Origin of the sequence: Pseudokineococcus sp. 1T1Z-3 (assembly GCF_037482365.1) — a bacterium.
Lineage (GTDB): Bacteria > Actinomycetota > Actinomycetes > Actinomycetales > Quadrisphaeraceae > Pseudokineococcus.
This window is the reverse complement of sequence record NZ_JBBHZF010000004.1, coordinates 1-14,609: the sequence shown is the minus strand read 5'-3', so window position 1 is coordinate 14,609 and position 14,609 is coordinate 1. Positions and strand designations below refer to the sequence as shown.

Annotated in this window: 12 protein-coding genes, 1 tRNA gene, 1 other RNA gene and 2 pseudogenes; 5 read left to right on the top strand and 11 right to left on the bottom strand. The window is 78.3% G+C overall.

The features are described 5' to 3' along the window. Positions 1–9: 9 nt before the first annotated feature. Positions 10–681, bottom strand: a complete 672-nt coding sequence (locus WDV86_RS02055) for a pyridoxamine 5'-phosphate oxidase family protein (protein WP_339565931.1) — start codon at positions 679–681, stop codon at positions 10–12. 83 nt (positions 682–764) lie between these two features. On the opposite strand from WDV86_RS02055, the gene pdxR reads away from it, so the two are divergent. Next, complete coding sequence (gene pdxR / locus WDV86_RS02050; protein ID WP_339565930.1) at positions 765–2,153, top strand: MocR-like pyridoxine biosynthesis transcription factor PdxR; 1,389 nt, start codon at positions 765–767, stop codon at positions 2,151–2,153. Between the two features lie 112 nt (positions 2,154–2,265). Here pdxR and WDV86_RS02045 read toward each other — a convergent pair whose 3' ends face one another. From WDV86_RS02045 to ffs, 5 genes are all read right to left on the bottom strand, one after another. Continuing rightward, the gene (locus WDV86_RS02045; protein WP_339565929.1) at positions 2,266–2,649 is read right to left on the bottom strand and encodes a hypothetical protein; all 384 of its coding nucleotides are present in this window, start codon (positions 2,647–2,649) and stop codon (positions 2,266–2,268) included. Further along, positions 2,646–3,320: a LytR C-terminal domain-containing protein gene (locus WDV86_RS02040; RefSeq protein WP_339565928.1), complete on the bottom strand. Its 675-nt coding sequence runs from the start codon at positions 3,318–3,320 to the stop codon at positions 2,646–2,648. The genes WDV86_RS02045 and WDV86_RS02040 overlap by 4 nt, the downstream gene beginning before the upstream one ends. Beyond that, positions 3,320–3,487 (bottom strand): hypothetical protein, encoded by a 168-nt coding sequence (locus WDV86_RS02035; protein ID WP_339565927.1) that lies wholly within the window; start codon positions 3,485–3,487, stop codon positions 3,320–3,322. Before WDV86_RS02035 ends, WDV86_RS02040 begins: the two co-directional genes overlap by 1 nt. 41 nt (positions 3,488–3,528) lie before the next feature. Next, positions 3,529–3,771 (bottom strand): hypothetical protein, encoded by a 243-nt coding sequence (locus tag WDV86_RS02030; protein ID WP_339565926.1) that lies wholly within the window; start codon positions 3,769–3,771, stop codon positions 3,529–3,531. Between the two features lie 109 nt (positions 3,772–3,880). Beyond that, positions 3,881–3,977, bottom strand: an RNA gene (gene ffs, locus WDV86_RS02025) — signal recognition particle sRNA small type. A 118-nt stretch (positions 3,978–4,095) separates the two neighbouring features. Between ffs and WDV86_RS02020 the strand changes: the two genes are divergently transcribed. Then, a tRNA-Ser gene (locus WDV86_RS02020) sits at positions 4,096–4,178 on the top strand. A gap of 74 nt (positions 4,179–4,252) precedes the next feature. Here WDV86_RS02020 and WDV86_RS02015 read toward each other — a convergent pair. Continuing rightward, complete coding sequence (locus WDV86_RS02015; protein ID WP_445262904.1) at positions 4,253–6,073, bottom strand: ABC transporter ATP-binding protein; 1,821 nt, start codon at positions 6,071–6,073, stop codon at positions 4,253–4,255. A 130-nt stretch (positions 6,074–6,203) separates the two neighbouring features. On the opposite strand from WDV86_RS02015, the gene WDV86_RS02010 reads away from it, so the two are divergent. Both WDV86_RS02010 and recR read left to right on the top strand, forming a co-directional pair. Then, positions 6,204–9,572: a DNA polymerase III subunit gamma and tau gene (locus tag WDV86_RS02010; protein WP_339565924.1), complete on the top strand. Its 3,369-nt coding sequence runs from the start codon at positions 6,204–6,206 to the stop codon at positions 9,570–9,572. A gap of 94 nt (positions 9,573–9,666) precedes the next feature. Continuing rightward, the gene (gene recR / locus WDV86_RS02005; RefSeq protein WP_339565923.1) at positions 9,667–10,266 is read left to right on the top strand and encodes a recombination mediator RecR; all 600 of its coding nucleotides are present in this window, start codon (positions 9,667–9,669) and stop codon (positions 10,264–10,266) included. 67 nt (positions 10,267–10,333) lie between these two features. Here recR and WDV86_RS02000 read toward each other — a convergent pair whose 3' ends face one another. The 4 genes and pseudogenes from WDV86_RS02000 to WDV86_RS16165 form a co-directional block, all read right to left on the bottom strand. After that, positions 10,334–11,545, bottom strand: coding sequence for a GGDEF domain-containing protein (locus WDV86_RS02000; RefSeq protein ID WP_339565922.1), 1,212 nt, complete (start codon positions 11,543–11,545; stop codon positions 10,334–10,336). A 154-nt stretch (positions 11,546–11,699) separates the two neighbouring features. Beyond that, positions 11,700–12,830 (bottom strand): hypothetical protein, encoded by a 1,131-nt coding sequence (locus WDV86_RS01995; protein WP_339565921.1) that lies wholly within the window; start codon positions 12,828–12,830, stop codon positions 11,700–11,702. Then, positions 12,827–13,399, bottom strand: coding sequence for an ATP-binding cassette domain-containing protein (locus WDV86_RS01990; RefSeq protein ID WP_445262907.1), 573 nt, complete (start codon positions 13,397–13,399; stop codon positions 12,827–12,829). The genes WDV86_RS01995 and WDV86_RS01990 overlap by 4 nt, the downstream gene beginning before the upstream one ends. Before the next feature lie 118 nt (positions 13,400–13,517). Further along, positions 13,518–13,808, bottom strand: a pseudogene (locus WDV86_RS16165) (ATP-binding cassette domain-containing protein); the annotation flags it as partial. Between the two features lie 186 nt (positions 13,809–13,994). Between WDV86_RS16165 and WDV86_RS01985 the strand changes: the two are divergent. Next, a pseudogene (locus WDV86_RS01985) lies at positions 13,995–14,609 on the top strand (amino acid kinase family protein); the annotation flags it as partial.

The window sequence follows — 14,609 nt, the reverse complement described above, 5'->3', positions numbered from 1 at the left end:
CTCGGGCGCTCACCCGGCGGGTGCGGGCTGCGGGCGGTCGCGCACGTGCGCGGGCACCTCGACGCCGTCCGGCAGCTCGGGGCAGGGCCGAGGAGTGCCGTACGTCGTCACGACGGGCAGGACCCCGGCCCACACCCGGCGGGCGTCGGGCCGGCGGTCACGCTCGTCGTCGGCCGGCGGGCCGGTGCGGACCTTGACGCTCGCCTCGGCGAGGTCGAGCGCGAGGACGGCGGTGGCCGCGAGCTCGCGCCGGTCGGGGCGGCGGACGGCGTCCCACGAGCCGGGCGCGAGCTGCTCCATGAGCGCGACGAGCCCCACCTCCCGCTCGGCCGGGTCCATGACGACGCGGGCCTCGCCGTGGACGACGGCGCACCGGTAGTTCATCGAGTGGTGCATCGCCGAGCGGGCGTACACGACGCCGTCGAGCAGGGTCACGGTGAAGCAGACCGGCGCCCCGCCCGACTCCCGCAGCGACCGGGCGCCCGTGGAGCCGTGCAGGTACAGGACGTCGTCGACGCGGCCGTAGCCCGTGGGCAGCACGCGCGGCGTGCCGTCGACGACGACGCCGAGGTGGCCGACGAGCCCGGCGTCCAGGACGGCGTAGAGGTCGCCGCGGTCGGTGCGGGCGCGGGCTGCGCCACGGCGGACGGTCGAGCGGGCGGTGGGGGAGAGGGTGCTCACGGGTCGACTGTCACGGGTCCGGTGGCATGCTTGAAGGGCCACGGCCGCACCGTTCTGGCAGGCCACTCGTCCCGGAGGTCTGCGTGGAGGTCCCCCCGCTCGTCCTCGACCGGGCGTCGGCGACGCCCTTGCCGGTGCAGGTGGCCGCCGGGCTGCGCGACGCCGCCTCGAGCGGGGTCCTGGCGGCGGGCGACCGGCTGCCGTCCACGCGCGAGCTGGCCGCGCTGCTGCGGGTCAGCCGCACCGTCACCGCAGCCGCCTACGACCAGCTGCTCGCCGAGGGCTGGGTGCAGGGGCGGCGCGGGGTCGGCACCTTCGTCGTCGACGTCCCGGTCGGTGCGCCGCGGCGGGCCGGGGCGGCGGCTGCGGCCCCGGCGTCGCCGGGGCCGCGCCCCCCGTCGGCCGTCGACCTGCGGGCGGGGACGCCCTGCCTGGAGGTGCTCGAGACCGCGGCCTGGCGTCGGGCCTGGCGTGCCGCCGGGGACCGCCCGCCCGACGTCGGTGCCGACCCGCTCGGCGACCCGGCGTTCCGGGCCGCCGTCGTCACCCACCTGCTGCGCCACCGGGGCCTGCCGGCCGACCCTGCCGACGTGCTGGCGACGTCGGGCACGTCCGTCGCCGTGGCCGAGGTGGCCGCGACGCTGCCTCCCGGGGCGCGCGTCGCCGTCGAGGACCCGGGCTACCGGCGCTCGACCGGGGCGCTGCGCGCGGCCGGCTGCGACGTCGCGGCGGTGCCCGTGGACGCCGACGGACTGGTCGTCGACGCCGTCCCCGCGGGCGTCGCGGCGGTGCTCTGCACGCCGGCGCACCAGTTCCCGCTCGGCGGCCGGCTGCCGGCGGCGCGGCGGGCACGGCTCGTGGGTCGCGCGCGCGCCGAGGGCTTCCTGGTCCTGGAGGACGACTACGACGGCGAGCTGCGCTACGACGTCGCCCCGCTGCCCCTGCTCGCGGCGCTGGCGCCCGACGTCGTCGTCCACCTCGGGACGACGTCGAAGACGGTGAGCCCGACGCTCGGCGCCGGGTGGATGGTGTGCCCGCCGGCGGTGCGCGACGCCGTCCTCGAGCGGCGGACGGTGACGGGCACGCGCCCGCCGCGCGCCGGCCAGCGGGTGCTCGCGGCGATGGCCGAGAGCGGGGACCTCTCCCGGCACCTGCGCCGGCTGCGCCGCGAGCTCGGTGCCCGGCGCGACCTCGTCCGGGCGGCGGTGCTGCGGGCGGGCCTCGAGCCGGTGGGGGACGCCGCGGGCGCCCACCTCGTCGTCCCGCTGGTCTCGCGGGCGGCCGAGGAGCGCGTCGTCGTCGCGGCGCAGGAGCGCGGCGTGCTCGTCAGCGGCCTGGCGGAGTCCTGCGTCGACGCGCCGGCGAGAGGTGGCACGGCCGGCGTCGTCGTCGGGTGGGCCGCGCCGCGGCGCCCAGAGCTGGCCGCGGCGCTGGGCGTGCTGACGCGTGCGCTGACCACCGCGCACCGGTGAGGCGGCCTCGAGATGGCGCTCGTGGTGGCGGTGACGGCGACGGGGGCGACCAGGACCTCCATCTCGGCGCGCCCACGACCGGTGGCGAGGTGCTGACGGCGGAGGCGTCGACCTACCCCTGCTCGCCCGCCTCCCGCTCCCGCCGCCGGGCCAGCTCGTCCCGGGCGGCGGCGAGCTCGTCGCGGGCCCACGCTGCCTCCTCGTACCGCCCGTCGGCGGCCATGGTGCGCATCTCGGCGTCCAGCTCGGCCTCCAGGTCCTTCAGGCGCCGCACCGTCGCGGCGGTCAGCTGGACGACGGACGTGCGCGTCGTCCCGGCGGTGCCGTCGGGCCGCAGCACCGGCATCCGCTCGGGGACGTCACCCATGTGGTGGCGGCGTCCGCCCGGGTCGGGCGTGCGGGGCGGGCGACGGCGCCCGCGGACCAGGTCCCTGGCCCGCCCGGGCGATGACGGCGTCGCCTCGTCGTCCCGGCCGCCCAGGCCCGGAGTGCTCACGGCTGCGGCGAAGGGGTGGGCTCGGTGCCGGGTCCCGGCGCCGGCTCCGCGGCGGGGACGCACCCCTCCGGGAACGTCGCCGGGTCGGGCTCGACGGTCGCGGTGAGCGGGGTGTCCGCCGGCTCGAGGGTGTCGAAGGCCTCGCCGAGGACGAGGTCGACGCCGGGCCCGCCGCGGGCGTCGTCGCGGGCCAGCTCGGCCCCGGGGACGATGCTGGCCAGGCCCTGCGCGGACCGCTGCCCCTCCGGGCCGAAGCGGATCTGCGCGGTGCCGCCGAAGGGCTGGTCGTCGGGGGCGTTGGCCACCGCCTGCACCTGCAGCCCGCGAGCCCCCAGCTCCTCGGCGACACCGCCGGCCAGGCCGCCGCGGGTGGTCGAGTTGAGCACCGAGACCTCGACGCCGCCGGCATCCACCGGCACGACCTCGGTCGTCGGGCAGGGGGTCGACGTGGGGGAGGGCGCCGCGTCCTCGCCCACGGCGAAGGGCCCTGCCCACCACCCGCGGTTGACGCCGGCCGCCCCGATGCCGATGCCCAGCACGAGGAGGAAGAGCGCTCCGAAGACGGCGCTCTGACGGGCGTGCTTGCGCCGACGACGCCGCTCGGCGGCGCGGACGACGGCGGCGTCGTCCGCGGGGACGGCGTGAGGCTCCTCGGGGCGGTCGTCGGCCATCAGCCCTCCAGCTCGGCGGCGAGCAGCGCGTCGAGGTCGGGCGTGCGTCGCGTCGTCACGAGGACGTCGAGGCAGACCTGCCGCGGCGACCGCGCCGACCAGCCACGTCCGCTCGCGTGGCCGCGCTCGGGGCAGGGGCGCCCGTCACCCATGGCCCGGAAGATCACCGGGGCAGCCTAGGGTGCGCGGCGCCGCGACCCCGGCATGCTCACGCAGAGCGCTGCAGCAGCGGCGCGGAGCCGACGACGAGGACGCTGCCGCAGTCGGTGCACACGCGGTCGGGGCAGTCCTCGCCGTGGCCGTCGAGGCACTCGACGAGCTCGTGCGGGACGTCGCGGCCGCAGACGGCGCAGTCGAGGTCGTCCAGGACCCGGGCGGCCAGGGCGAGGTGACCCGTGAGGGACCGTGCGGGGGCCGGGGAGAGCGCCTGCTCGGCGCGGGTGGGAGCCATGCCGCAGACGGTGCCACGGGGGTCCGACGACGGGCCGCAGGTCGCGCGGCGGGTCCTCCGGCGGCGCCGCGTGGGGGGCGCCAGAGGCGTCACCGGTGCGGGGCGGGGAGAGAAGGACCCCCCGCGCACCCGTCAGAGCCCACCTGCCCTTGCTGCCTTCCGGCCCTGGGGGAGTTCAGCAGGGTGACGCCACGCGAGGGGTCGCCGTCCACTGTAGGGGACGGCCGGGGGGCTCTCGCCAGCCCGCCGGCCGGCCCGTCGAGCGCTCCTGGCAGGCGCGGCGGCCGGCGCGGGCGGGTCGGCGTCTGGGCTACCCTCGGACGCGGAGGATTCGCCTAGTGGCCTATGGCGCACGCTTGGAAAGCGTGTTGGGGAGACCCTCGGGGGTTCGAATCCCCCATCCTCCGCGCAGGCCGCTCGAGGCCTCGAAGGCCCCGCCCTCGGGCGGGGCCTTCGTCGTCCAGACGGGCCGGCGTGCTCGTCACCGCGCGACGAGCAGCTGGGCGCTGGCGAGCTCGCGGTAGAGCGGCGTGCTCTCCAGCAGCTCCTCGTGCGTGCCGGTGCCCATGACGCGGCCGGCCTCCAGCACGACGATCTGGTCGGAGTCCACGACGGTCGACAGCCGGTGCGCGACCACGAGCAGCGTGCTCTCCCGGGCTGCGGCGTCCAGGGCCCGACGCAGAGCGCCCTCGGTGCGGGCGTCGAGGCTGGCCGTCGGCTCGTCGAGCAGGAGCAGCTCGGGGCGGGCCAGCAGCGAGCGGGCGATGGCCAGGCGCTGGCGCTCGCCGCCGGAGAGCGTGACCCCGCCCTCGCCGACCTGCGCCTCCAGGCCGTCGGCCGAGCGGGCGACGACGGCGGTCAGCTCGACGGCCGCGAGGACGGCGTGCAGCTCCGCCTCCGTCGCGTCCGGCGCCGCCAGGCGGAGGTTGTCGGCGACGCTCCCGGCCAGGACGGGCGCGTCCTGCTCGACGTAGCCGAGGCGGGCGCGGACGGTGGCGCGCGGCAGCTCGCGGACGTCGACGTCGTCCAGGCGCAGCGACCCGGCGGTGACGTCGTGGAAGCGCTCGACGAGCGAGAGCAGCGTCGACTTGCCCGCGCCCGAGGGGCCGACCAGCGCCGTGCGGGTGCCGCGGGCGAGGGCGAGGTCGACGCCGTCGAGCACGGGTGCGCCGCCGGGGTAGGCGAAGGAGACCCCGCGCAGCTCCAGGAGCGGCGGCGCCGGGGCGGCCTCGTGGGCGCGGGGCCGGGGCTTCGTCCGGGCCGGTGCCCGGTCGGCGTCGTCCTCGGCCGGCAGGGCCATGACCTCCTCGATCCGGGTGAGCGCGCCGAGGCCCTGCTGCAGCAGCGTGTAGGCCTGCAGCGTCGAGGCGAGCGGCACGACGAGGAGGAAGAGGTAGAGCACGAAGGCGACGAGGTCGCCGACGGTCAGCGCGCCGCTCGCGACGCGCGCGCCGCCGACGGCGAGCACGGCCAGCAGCGAGCCCTGCACCCCGACGACGACGACGGGGGAGACGGCCGCCCCGACGAAGGCGGCCCGCACCCCGGCGTCGCGGGCGGCCCGGGCGCTGTCGCCGACGGCGGCCACCTCGCGGTCGGTCGCGCCGCTGGCACGGATGGTCCGCACGGCCGACAGGGACCGCTCGACGGCGGCGCTCATCTCCCCGACGCGCGTCTGGGCGGTGAGCGACAGGCCGCGCACCTGGCGCGCGAGCACGACGCCGGCCAGCCCGCCGACGACGACGCCGGCGAGCGTCACGGCCAGCAGGACGGCGTCGACGAGCGCCATCGCCACGACCGCGCCGACGGCGACGAGCGCGCTGCTCACCACCTCGACGAGCCCGGAGGTGACGACGGCGCGCAGCAGCGTCGTGTCGGCGCCGACGCGGGACATGAGGTCGCCCGTGCGGCGGGTGTCGTACTCGGTGACGGGCAGGCGCAGCAGCCGGTCGACGAGCCGGCGCCGGGTCGCGAGGACGACGCCCTCGGCGGTGCGCTGCAGCAGGAAGCGCTGGGCCCCGTCGAGGAGGGCGCCGGCGACGAGGACGACGAGCGCGAGGGCGACCGGCCCGCCGACCGGGGCGCCGGCGGAGACCGCGGCGATGATGCGCTGCACGAGCAGCGGCTGGGCGAGCGTCGCGGCCGCGCCGACGAGGGAGACGAGCGCCACGACGACCAGCGCGCCGCGGTGGCCGTGCAGGTAGGGCAGCAGCGAGCGCAGGCCGAGGCGGGGGCCGGTGGGCGCGCCTGCGGCGGAGGTGCCCTCGTCGCGGGCGCCGGGGCCGTCGTCACTCACGGCCCTCATGGTGCCCGTGACCCCCGACGGCCAGCGGCGACCCCGGCGCCACCGGCTGCGGAGGTGCGAGCGGTGCTGCCCGCCGGCGCCCGTGGACGAGCGCGGCCGGCTGTCGGGGGCCGCCGTTACTGTCGCGGGCGTGGCCGGACCGACGCTCGCGCTGTACCGCCGATACCGGCCGGAGAGCTTCGCCGACGTCATCGGGCAGGAGCACGTCACGGCCCCGCTGAGGCAGGCGCTGCGCACCGGCCGGGTCAACCACGCCTACCTGTTCTCGGGCCCGCGCGGCTGCGGCAAGACGACGTCGGCGCGGATCCTGGCGCGCTGCCTCAACTGCTCGGGGCCGGACGGGCAGGCCAGCGGGCCCACGGACTCCCCGTGCGGCGTCTGCCCCAGCTGCGTCGAGCTGGCGCGCGGCGGGCCGGGCAGCCTCGACGTCGTCGAGATCGACGCCGCCAGCCACGGCGGCGTCGACGACGCCCGCGAGCTGCGCGAGCGCGCGACCTTCGCGCCGGCGCGCGACCGCTACAAGGTCTTCGTCGTCGACGAGGCGCACATGGTGAGCCCGCAGGGCTTCAACGCGCTGCTCAAGCTCGTCGAGGAGCCGCCCGAGCACGTGATGTTCGTCTTCGCGACGACGGAGCCCGACAAGGTGCTCGGCACCATCCGCTCGCGCACCCACCACTACCCCTTCCACCTCGTGCCGCCCGAGGCGCTGCTGGGCTACCTCGAGCAGATCTGCGCCAGCGAGGGCGTCGGCGTCGGCAAGGGGGTGCTGCCGCTCGTCGTGCGCGCGGGCGGTGGCTCGGTCCGGGACTCGTTGTCCGTGCTCGACCAGCTCGTCGCGGGGGCGGACGAGGGCGGCGTGGACTACGAGCGCGCGATCTCCCTGCTCGGGTACACCCACGCGAGCCTGCTCGACGACGTCGTCGACGCCCTCGCGGCCGGCGACGGCGGTGCGGTGTTTCGGGTGGTCGACCGGGTCATCGGCTCCGGGCACGACCCGCGACGCTTCGTCGAGGACCTGCTGGAGCGGCTGCGCGACCTCGTCGTCGTCCGGGCCGTCGGCGAGGGCGCCCGCTCGGTGCTGCGCAGCGTGCCGGAGGACCAGCTCCAGCGGATGCGCGGGCAGGCCGAGCTGCTGGGCGCGGCCGAGCTGAGCCGGGCCGCCGACGTCACGAACGCCGCGCTGACGGAGATGGTCGGGGCGACCTCCCCGCGCCTGCACCTGGAGCTGCTGTGCGCCCGGCTGCTGCTGCCCGTGGCCGACGTGGGCGACCGCGGGCTCGGGGCGCGGCTCGACCGGCTGGAGCGCCGGCTCGGCGTCCCCGTCACGGGGCCGACCGGCGGGCGCGCCCCTGCCCCTGCCCCTGCCCCTGCCCCTGCCCCTACCTCCGCTCCTGCGCCGGGGCCGCAGGGGGTAGCGCCGGAGACGTCGTCCGAGCCGACCAGCCCGCCGGCCAGCGACCCGGTGGAGAAGCGCGAGCCGGCCGCGGCCGCCCCGGTCGTCGACCGCCAGGGGTCTGGTGGCGGCGCGCGGGACGGCGCCGCGGCGCCGTCGGCGCAGGTGTCGCCCGGCGCGGCGGGCCCGGCCGCGGACCCCGGCGAGCGCGAGGTCGCGGTCGACGTCCCCGCGGGCGGGGACGTCGACACCGTCCGGCGGATGTGGCAGGACGTGCTCGCCCGGGTCGGCGAGCTGCGGCGCGCCACGTGGTCGCTCGTCAGCGTGCACGCCAGCGTCCACCGCGTCGCCGACGGCGCCGTGCAGCTCTCCTTCCCCTCCGGCGGGCTGGCCGGTGCCTTCTCGGGCGGGCCCGGGCCGGACGTCGTCCGGCGGGCCCTCGTCGACGTGCTGGGGCTCGACCTGCCCGTGGTCCCCGTCGTGGACGGCGAGCCGGCCGGCGGGGCGGGGGCTGCGGCAGCAGGCGGCGGACGGGCCAGCGCCGCCCCGCGGGGTGGCGCGCCCGGCCCGAGCGGCGGGCGTGGCGAGGACCCACGGGGGTCGGCGAGCAGGGCGGTGGGCGGGGCGGGGCGTCGTGGCTCGAGCGGCCCCGGAGCGGCGACGCCGAGCGGGCCGGCGCCCGCGCCGGAGGCGGCGGCCGAGGACGACTGGCCCGAACCGGCCCGACCAGGTGCCGGCCGCCGCAGGGGCCCGTCCCGCTCGTCCGGGCCGGACGCCCGCGAGCCCGCGCGAGCGCCTGAGGCGTCGCAGCCCCCCGGCGCGCCCGCCTCGGCCGGTGCCCCCGCTGGTGCCCCGGCTGGTGCCGCTGCCCCGCACCAGCCGGCCGGCGCGGCGGACGACGGCAGTCCCGAGGCCGGCCGCCCGACGTCGCGGGGGCGCGCGCAGGGTCGCGGCCCACGGCCGGCGGGTCGAGCCGCGGGCGGACGGCGGGCCCAGGAGGCCCGCCCGGGCCGCCCCGCCCCGTCGCCCCCCGCGGACTGGGACGACCTGCCACCCAGCGAGCCACCCGACGACGACGAGCCGCCGGAGCCCGAGGACCACGAGCCCCGCCGGAGCGGTCACCACGCCGGGGCCGGCGCCGGGAGCGACGACGGAGCGCGCGCCGGCGGCGGCGCCGACCGGGGGGCCGCGGGGGCGCCGCGCACCCTCGCCGCGTCCCCCGACGACGGCGACACCCACGCCGACGCCGGCCCGAGGCCCGCCCGGCAGGACCTGGCGCAGGCATCGTCCCGGCGCGCCGCCGACGGGCCGTCCGACGCGCGCACGCCGACGGACCACACCTCGCCTGGCCAGGGCGCCGACGGCCATGCCCGGTCGCAGGTCCGGACCGAGGCCGGGGCTCCGTCGGTCCAGCGGGCACCGGTCGACGACGTCGGTGACGTCCCCGCCGTCCCGCAGGACGCGCCCGACGCCGACATCCCGGCGGTCGCCGACGGTCCCGCCGCGGCAGCCGGGGGCACCAGCAGCGTCGACGTCGAGGACCCACCGCCCGCCGCCGGCGGGACGCCCGACGAGACGTCACCGCCAGCCGACGACAGGGCCGGTGCGCTGTCGCAGACCTCAGCGCCCGCCCAGCCCTCTGCTCCTGCCCGGACCTCTGCCCCGGACGTGCCCTCTGCCCATGACGTCTCGGCGGCCGACGTCCCCGCAGGCGCCGGTGGTCCGCCCGTCGCCGACCGCGACGTCGCGGCCGACGAGGCGTGGCCCGAGCCTGCACGCCTGCCGTCAGCGGCCGGGGAGAGCCCGCGGGTGCCGCTGGCGACGTCGCCGACGGGGCAGCCGGCCAGTGCCGCGCCGGGGGCGGCGGCAGCGCTCACGGGCGCTGCGGCAGCCCGCGCCGCCGCGGCGGCCTCGCGCCGGCGCTCCGGCCCGGCGGGGACGCCGGCGCCCGCCGCGGGGCCGTCGTCGTCGGAGCCGCCCTCCGCGGTGGCGCCGGAGCCCGACGACCTCCCGAGCCGTGACGACGCCGACGCCGAGGACGACGGGATGTTCGGCACCCGGCTCGTGGAGCAGGTGCTCGGCGGCCGCGTCATCGACGGCGGCTGAGCGGCCGGCGTCTGGTCGTCGCCCCCGCGCTCGCCCCGGCAGCGGGGTGGCGCGCCGCACCAGGGCGGTGGTCGCCCGCGCGTAGTCTCGCGGCGTGTACGAAGGAGCGGTCCAGGACCTGGTGGAGGAGCTCGGGCGCCTGCCCGGCGTCGGGCCCAAGAGCGCCCAGCGCATCGCCTTCCACCTGCTGGCCTCGGACGCCGAGGACGTCCAGCGCCTGGCTGACGCCCTCACCGAGGTCAAGCGGCGCGTGCGCTTCTGCGCCGTCTGCGGCAACGTCGCCGAGGCCGAGCGGTGCCGGATCTGCCAGGACGAGCGCCGCGACGCGAGCGTCGTGTGCGTCGTCGAGGAGCCGAAGGACGTCGTCGCCATCGAGCGCACGCGCGAGTTCCGCGGCCGCTACCACGTGCTGGGCGGGGCCATCAGCCCCATCGAGGGCGTCGGCCCGGACGACCTGCGCGTCCGCGAGCTGATGACGCGGCTGGCGCCCGGGGAGATCACCGAGCTCATCCTCGCGACCGACCCGAACCTCGAGGGCGAGGCGACGGCGACCTACCTCGCCCGCCTCTGCAAGCCGATGGGCCTGCGGATCACCCGGCTCGCGTCCGGCCTGCCCGTGGGAGGAGACCTGGAGTACGCCGACGAGGTCACGCTCGGGCGGGCCTTCGAGGGCCGCCGCCTCCTCGACGTCTGACCGCCGAGGGCGCGGACCTCGCCGGCCGCCGGCGTCCGAGCAGCCTCTCCGGTCTGCCCGACGACGGTCAGGCCCGGCGCTCGCGGTCCGCGGTCGCGTCGACGACGTGCCGCCGCCCCGGTGCAGCAGCCGGCCGCGCGGGGGCCGGCACGTCGTGCCGCGCCGCCACGTCCCGGTCCGGTGCCCTGGGCGTCGCCGCGGCCCCTGGCCCGCGGACCCGGTCGCGCCCGGCCTCCTTGGCCTCGTACAGGCGCTGGTCGGCCGCCGCCAGCAGCCCGGCCAGCAGCCGTCCGCCCTGGCTATCGTCCTGAGGGCCCTGGCCAGCGGCGCCGCGCCCGGAGGCGAGGGCGATCCCCACGCTGGTCGTCAGCCCCCAGGTGCGCCCCGCGGAGCGGACCTGCTCCCGCAGCTCCTCCGCCCGCGCCCGTGCGTCGTCCTCGCCCCCCACCACGGTCACCACGCACAGCTCCTCCCCGCCGATCCGGGCCACGAGGTCGCCCGGCCTGCAGCCGGCCAGGACCGCGCGGGTGACGGTGACGAGGGCGTCGTCGCCCTCGGCGTGGCCGTGGGCGTCGTTGACGCGCTTGAAGTGGTCGAGGTCGAGGGCGAGCACCGCGAGCCGATCGTGCGGGTCCCCGCGCCGGGCGGTGAGCAGGGAGAAGCCGACGTCCAGGCCCCGGCGGTTGAGCAGCCCGGTGAGCGCGTCCGTCCCGGCGAGGTCGCGGGCGCGCACGAGGGCGTCGTCGAGCCGGCGCAGGAGGCTGCGGAGGTAGAGGAGGGGGAAGGTCAGGAGGCATCCCACGAGGACCACACGGAGGGTGACGACGGCGGTGCCGACGTCCGGGAGCGGCTGGGCGGGCAGCGCGGCGACCAGGGCGCAGGCCGACAGGACGCAGGTGACGAAGTAGGCGAGCTGCAGGCGGGGGGACATGCGGGGGCCCAGGTACATGGGGAGCACCAGCACCCACGCCGCGGCGATGGCGCCGCTCACGGGGTCCTCGAAGGAGGCGACGAGGCCGCTGCCCGCCAGCAGCAGCGCGAAGGCCAGCGGCCCCACCGAGCGAGAGGTGGTGCCGCGCACGACCATCCACAGGACGAGCAGGCAGCCACCCGCGAAGCAGACGGGCAGGAGCCCGCCGCGGTCGTCCAGCAGTCCCGGGACGAAGGACGCCGCGACCACGAGCAGGAGGGCCAGGGAGAACATCCCCGCCGCCGCCAGCACGTGCAGGTCTGCCGGCGAGCGTGCCCTCAGGCTCGTCGAGGGGTCCCTCGTGTCCACCTCGTCCCTCTCCCCCCGGTCGGCGTCAGTGCTCGCCCACGCCCTCGGCAGGCGGGACAGCGGGGCTGAGCCGGGGGAGCGGGCGGCACCCGGCCAGCCCCTCCGCCGGCGGCCCGGCCGCAGACCCGTGGCCTGCCCGAGACGTCCGCGCCGCTCACGCGACCCGGGTGCCCCGCGGCAGCTCGCCGTAGGGCACGTGCAGCCGTCGGGCCGCCACAGCCCCGGCCCCCAGGCCCAGGAGCGCAAGCCCACCGAGCCCCCACGGCCACACCGCACCGGCGGCGTCCGCCTCCTCCTGCTCGGCCAGCAGCTGCTGCGCCGTCGGCGTCGCGCACCAGTCTTGCTCAAGATCCGGTCCCTGGCGCGCGGACCGCACGCCGCTGCGGATCTCGGCGAGGGGGTCGAAGCGCTCCACGCCCGCGACCGTCGTCGTGTCGGCGGGCCGCGGCGTCGCGTCGGCGAGGACGACGAAGGGGCTGGCGGCCAGCAGCCACCACGTGCGGTCGGTGCGGAAGACGGGCTGGGTCCGTGTGGCCTCGACGCAGTCGGCCGGCGCGCCCGCGGCGGTGTACTCCGTGGGCTCGCGCACGACCACCTCGGCGTCCTCCTGGACGAGCGGCGCGGTGAGGCCGAAGAGCAGCGGCGCGAGCAGGGTCAGCACCGCGACGGTGACGTAGGTGAGCAGGGCCGAGGCGACCGGACGGGCGACGAGCGCCGACCAGCCGAGCCCGAGCGCGCACACGGCGGCCAGCACCGCCGCCAGGACGACGAGCACCACGAGCCCGCGCAGCAGGCTCTCCCCGCCGACGACCACCGCCCACAGCAGCACCGGCGCGGCCGCGGCCAGCAGCACGAGCGCGCACAGCCACGCGGTCACGAGCTTGCCGAGGACGACGTCGAGCGGGCTGAGCAGCGTCACCTGCAGCGGCGCGAGGACGCCGTCGGTGCGGTCGCCGTTGATGCTCGTGGCGGTCAGCGCCGGCACGACGAGCAGGCCCATGCCGAGGACGAGGAAGGCGACCGCCGAGAAGAGCAGCGAGCCGAGCTCGTCGAGGTCGCCGGCGGCGGCGGCCGCCACGCGCACCAGGACGCTGACGCCGAGGACGACCGCCACCCAGACGACGAGCACGACCACCCACCGGGTGGCGCGCAGCCGCTGGCGCAGCTCCATCGCAGCGACCGTCCGCACGCCTCGGACGCTGACCCGCAGGTCGGCGCGGCGTCGGCGCGGCGCTGGCTGGTCGGGTCCCGGTGCGCCCGGGTCCAGGTCGGTCGCCGCGCTCACCGCCGGCTCCTCTCGTCCAGGTCGAGGTAGGCCTGCTCCAGCAGGCCCGTGGCGGGGGCGAAGGCGACGACGGGGACGCCGTCGGCCACCAGGCCGGCAAGCAGCCGGGCCGCGGTGTCCTCCCCGTCGAGGACGACGTCCACCCCGCCGGGGCCGGTGCGGGCGGCCAGGCCACGGTCGGCCAGCGCCCGCAGCAGCTGCTCGGGGTCCAGGGCGCGCACCCGCCACGGCCGCGACGCGCGTGCCGGGCCGGAGGTGGCGCTGGTGCCGCCGACGTCCTCGAGCACCTCGACGGTCCGCCCGCCGGTGACGAGCACGGCCCGGTCGGCCAGCTCGTCGAGCTCGGAGAGCACGTGGGAGGAGACGAGGACGGCGACGCCCTCGCGGGCGAGCCCGCGCAGGGTGTCGCGCAGCTCCACGCGCGAGCGGGGGTCCAGCCCGGAGGCGGGCTCGTCGAGCAGCAGGACGGCGGGGGAGTGCACGAGCGCCCGGGCGAGCCCGAGGCGCTGCTTCTGGCCGCGGGAGAGGACGTGCGCGCGCGCGTCGGCGAGGTCGTCGAGGTGGACCAGGGCCAGCAGCTCCTCGACGCGCTCGCGCCCCCGGGGCGCGGGGCAGGCGGTGGGCGTCGGCCATGGCGCGCAGCAGCTCGCGGGCCGTGAGGGAGTCCCACGACCCGAGGGCGTCCGGCATCCAGCCGGTGCGGGCGCGGGCGGCCACGGGGTCGGCGGTGAGGTCGACGCCGTCCAGGAGCACGGTGCCGCGGTCAGGGGCGAGCAGACCGGCGAGGACGAGCAGCAGCGTCGTCTTGCCCGCCCCGTTCGGCCCGACGAGCGCGGTCACCGAGCCGGCGGGGACCTCCAGGTCGGCGTGCTCGACCGCGAGCACGCCGCGGAAGGAGCGGCGCACGCCGCGCGCGACCAGCCCTGCCCCCGGCCGGCTGCCGCGGACCGCCGCCACCGTCCCTGCCGTCGCGCTCATGCCGTCTCCCCCACGCCGCCCCTGTCCCCGTACCTGTCTCCTCTGCGCAGACGGTAGGGCTCGACCACCGCCTCCCGGGGTCGTTCCGGCGCGTCGTCCCCACGGTGCCCGGGCCTGGGACCTCACGCCCTCCCACCACCTGGACGCCCCGAGGGCGCGCCGGGCCGACGAATACACTGCCCGCTCGTGGCTCTCGTGGTGCAGAAGTACGGCGGCAGCTCCGTCGCGGACGCCGAGGGCGTCAAGCGCGTGGCGCGCCGGATCGCCGAGACGAGGCGGCGCGGCGACGACGTCTGCGTCGTGGTCTCGGCCATGGGCGACTCCACCGACGAGCTGCTCGACCTGGCCCGCCAGGTCTCCCCGCTGCCGCCCGCCCGAGAGCTCGACATGCTGCTGACCTCCGGCGAGCGCATCTCGATGGCGCTGCTGGCCATGGCCATCGCCAACGTCGGCCTGGAGGCGCGCTCCTTCACCGGGTCCCAGGCCGGCGTCATCACCGACGCCGTGCACGGGCGGGCGCGCATCATCGACGTGACTCCCGGGCGCATCCGCAGCGCCCTGGAGGAGGGGCACGTCGCGATCGTCGCGGGCTTCCAGGGCGTCAGCCAGACGTCCAAGGACATCACCACGCTGGGGCGCGGCGGCTCGGACACCACCGCCGTCGCGCTCGCTTTTTTTAATGATACGGCGACCACNTGGGGCGCGGCGGCTCGGACACCACCGCCGTCGCGCTCGCTGCGGCGCTGAAGGCCGACGTGTGCGAGATCTACACCGATGTCGACGGCGTCTTCACCGCCGACC

What these genes read in the sequence shown, in the direction of transcription:
- WDV86_RS02040 (WP_339565928.1), bottom strand. Translation starts at nt 3,320, where the DNA reads ATGGCCGACGACCGCCCCGAGGAGCCTCACGCCGTCCCCGCGGACGAC.
- WDV86_RS02030 (WP_339565926.1), bottom strand. Translation starts at nt 3,771, where the DNA reads ATGGCTCCCACCCGCGCCGAGCAGGCGCTCTCCCCGGCCCCCGCACGG.
- WDV86_RS02015 (WP_445262904.1), bottom strand. Translation starts at nt 6,073, where the DNA reads ATGAGGGCCGTGAGTGACGACGGCCCCGGCGCCCGCGACGAGGGCACC.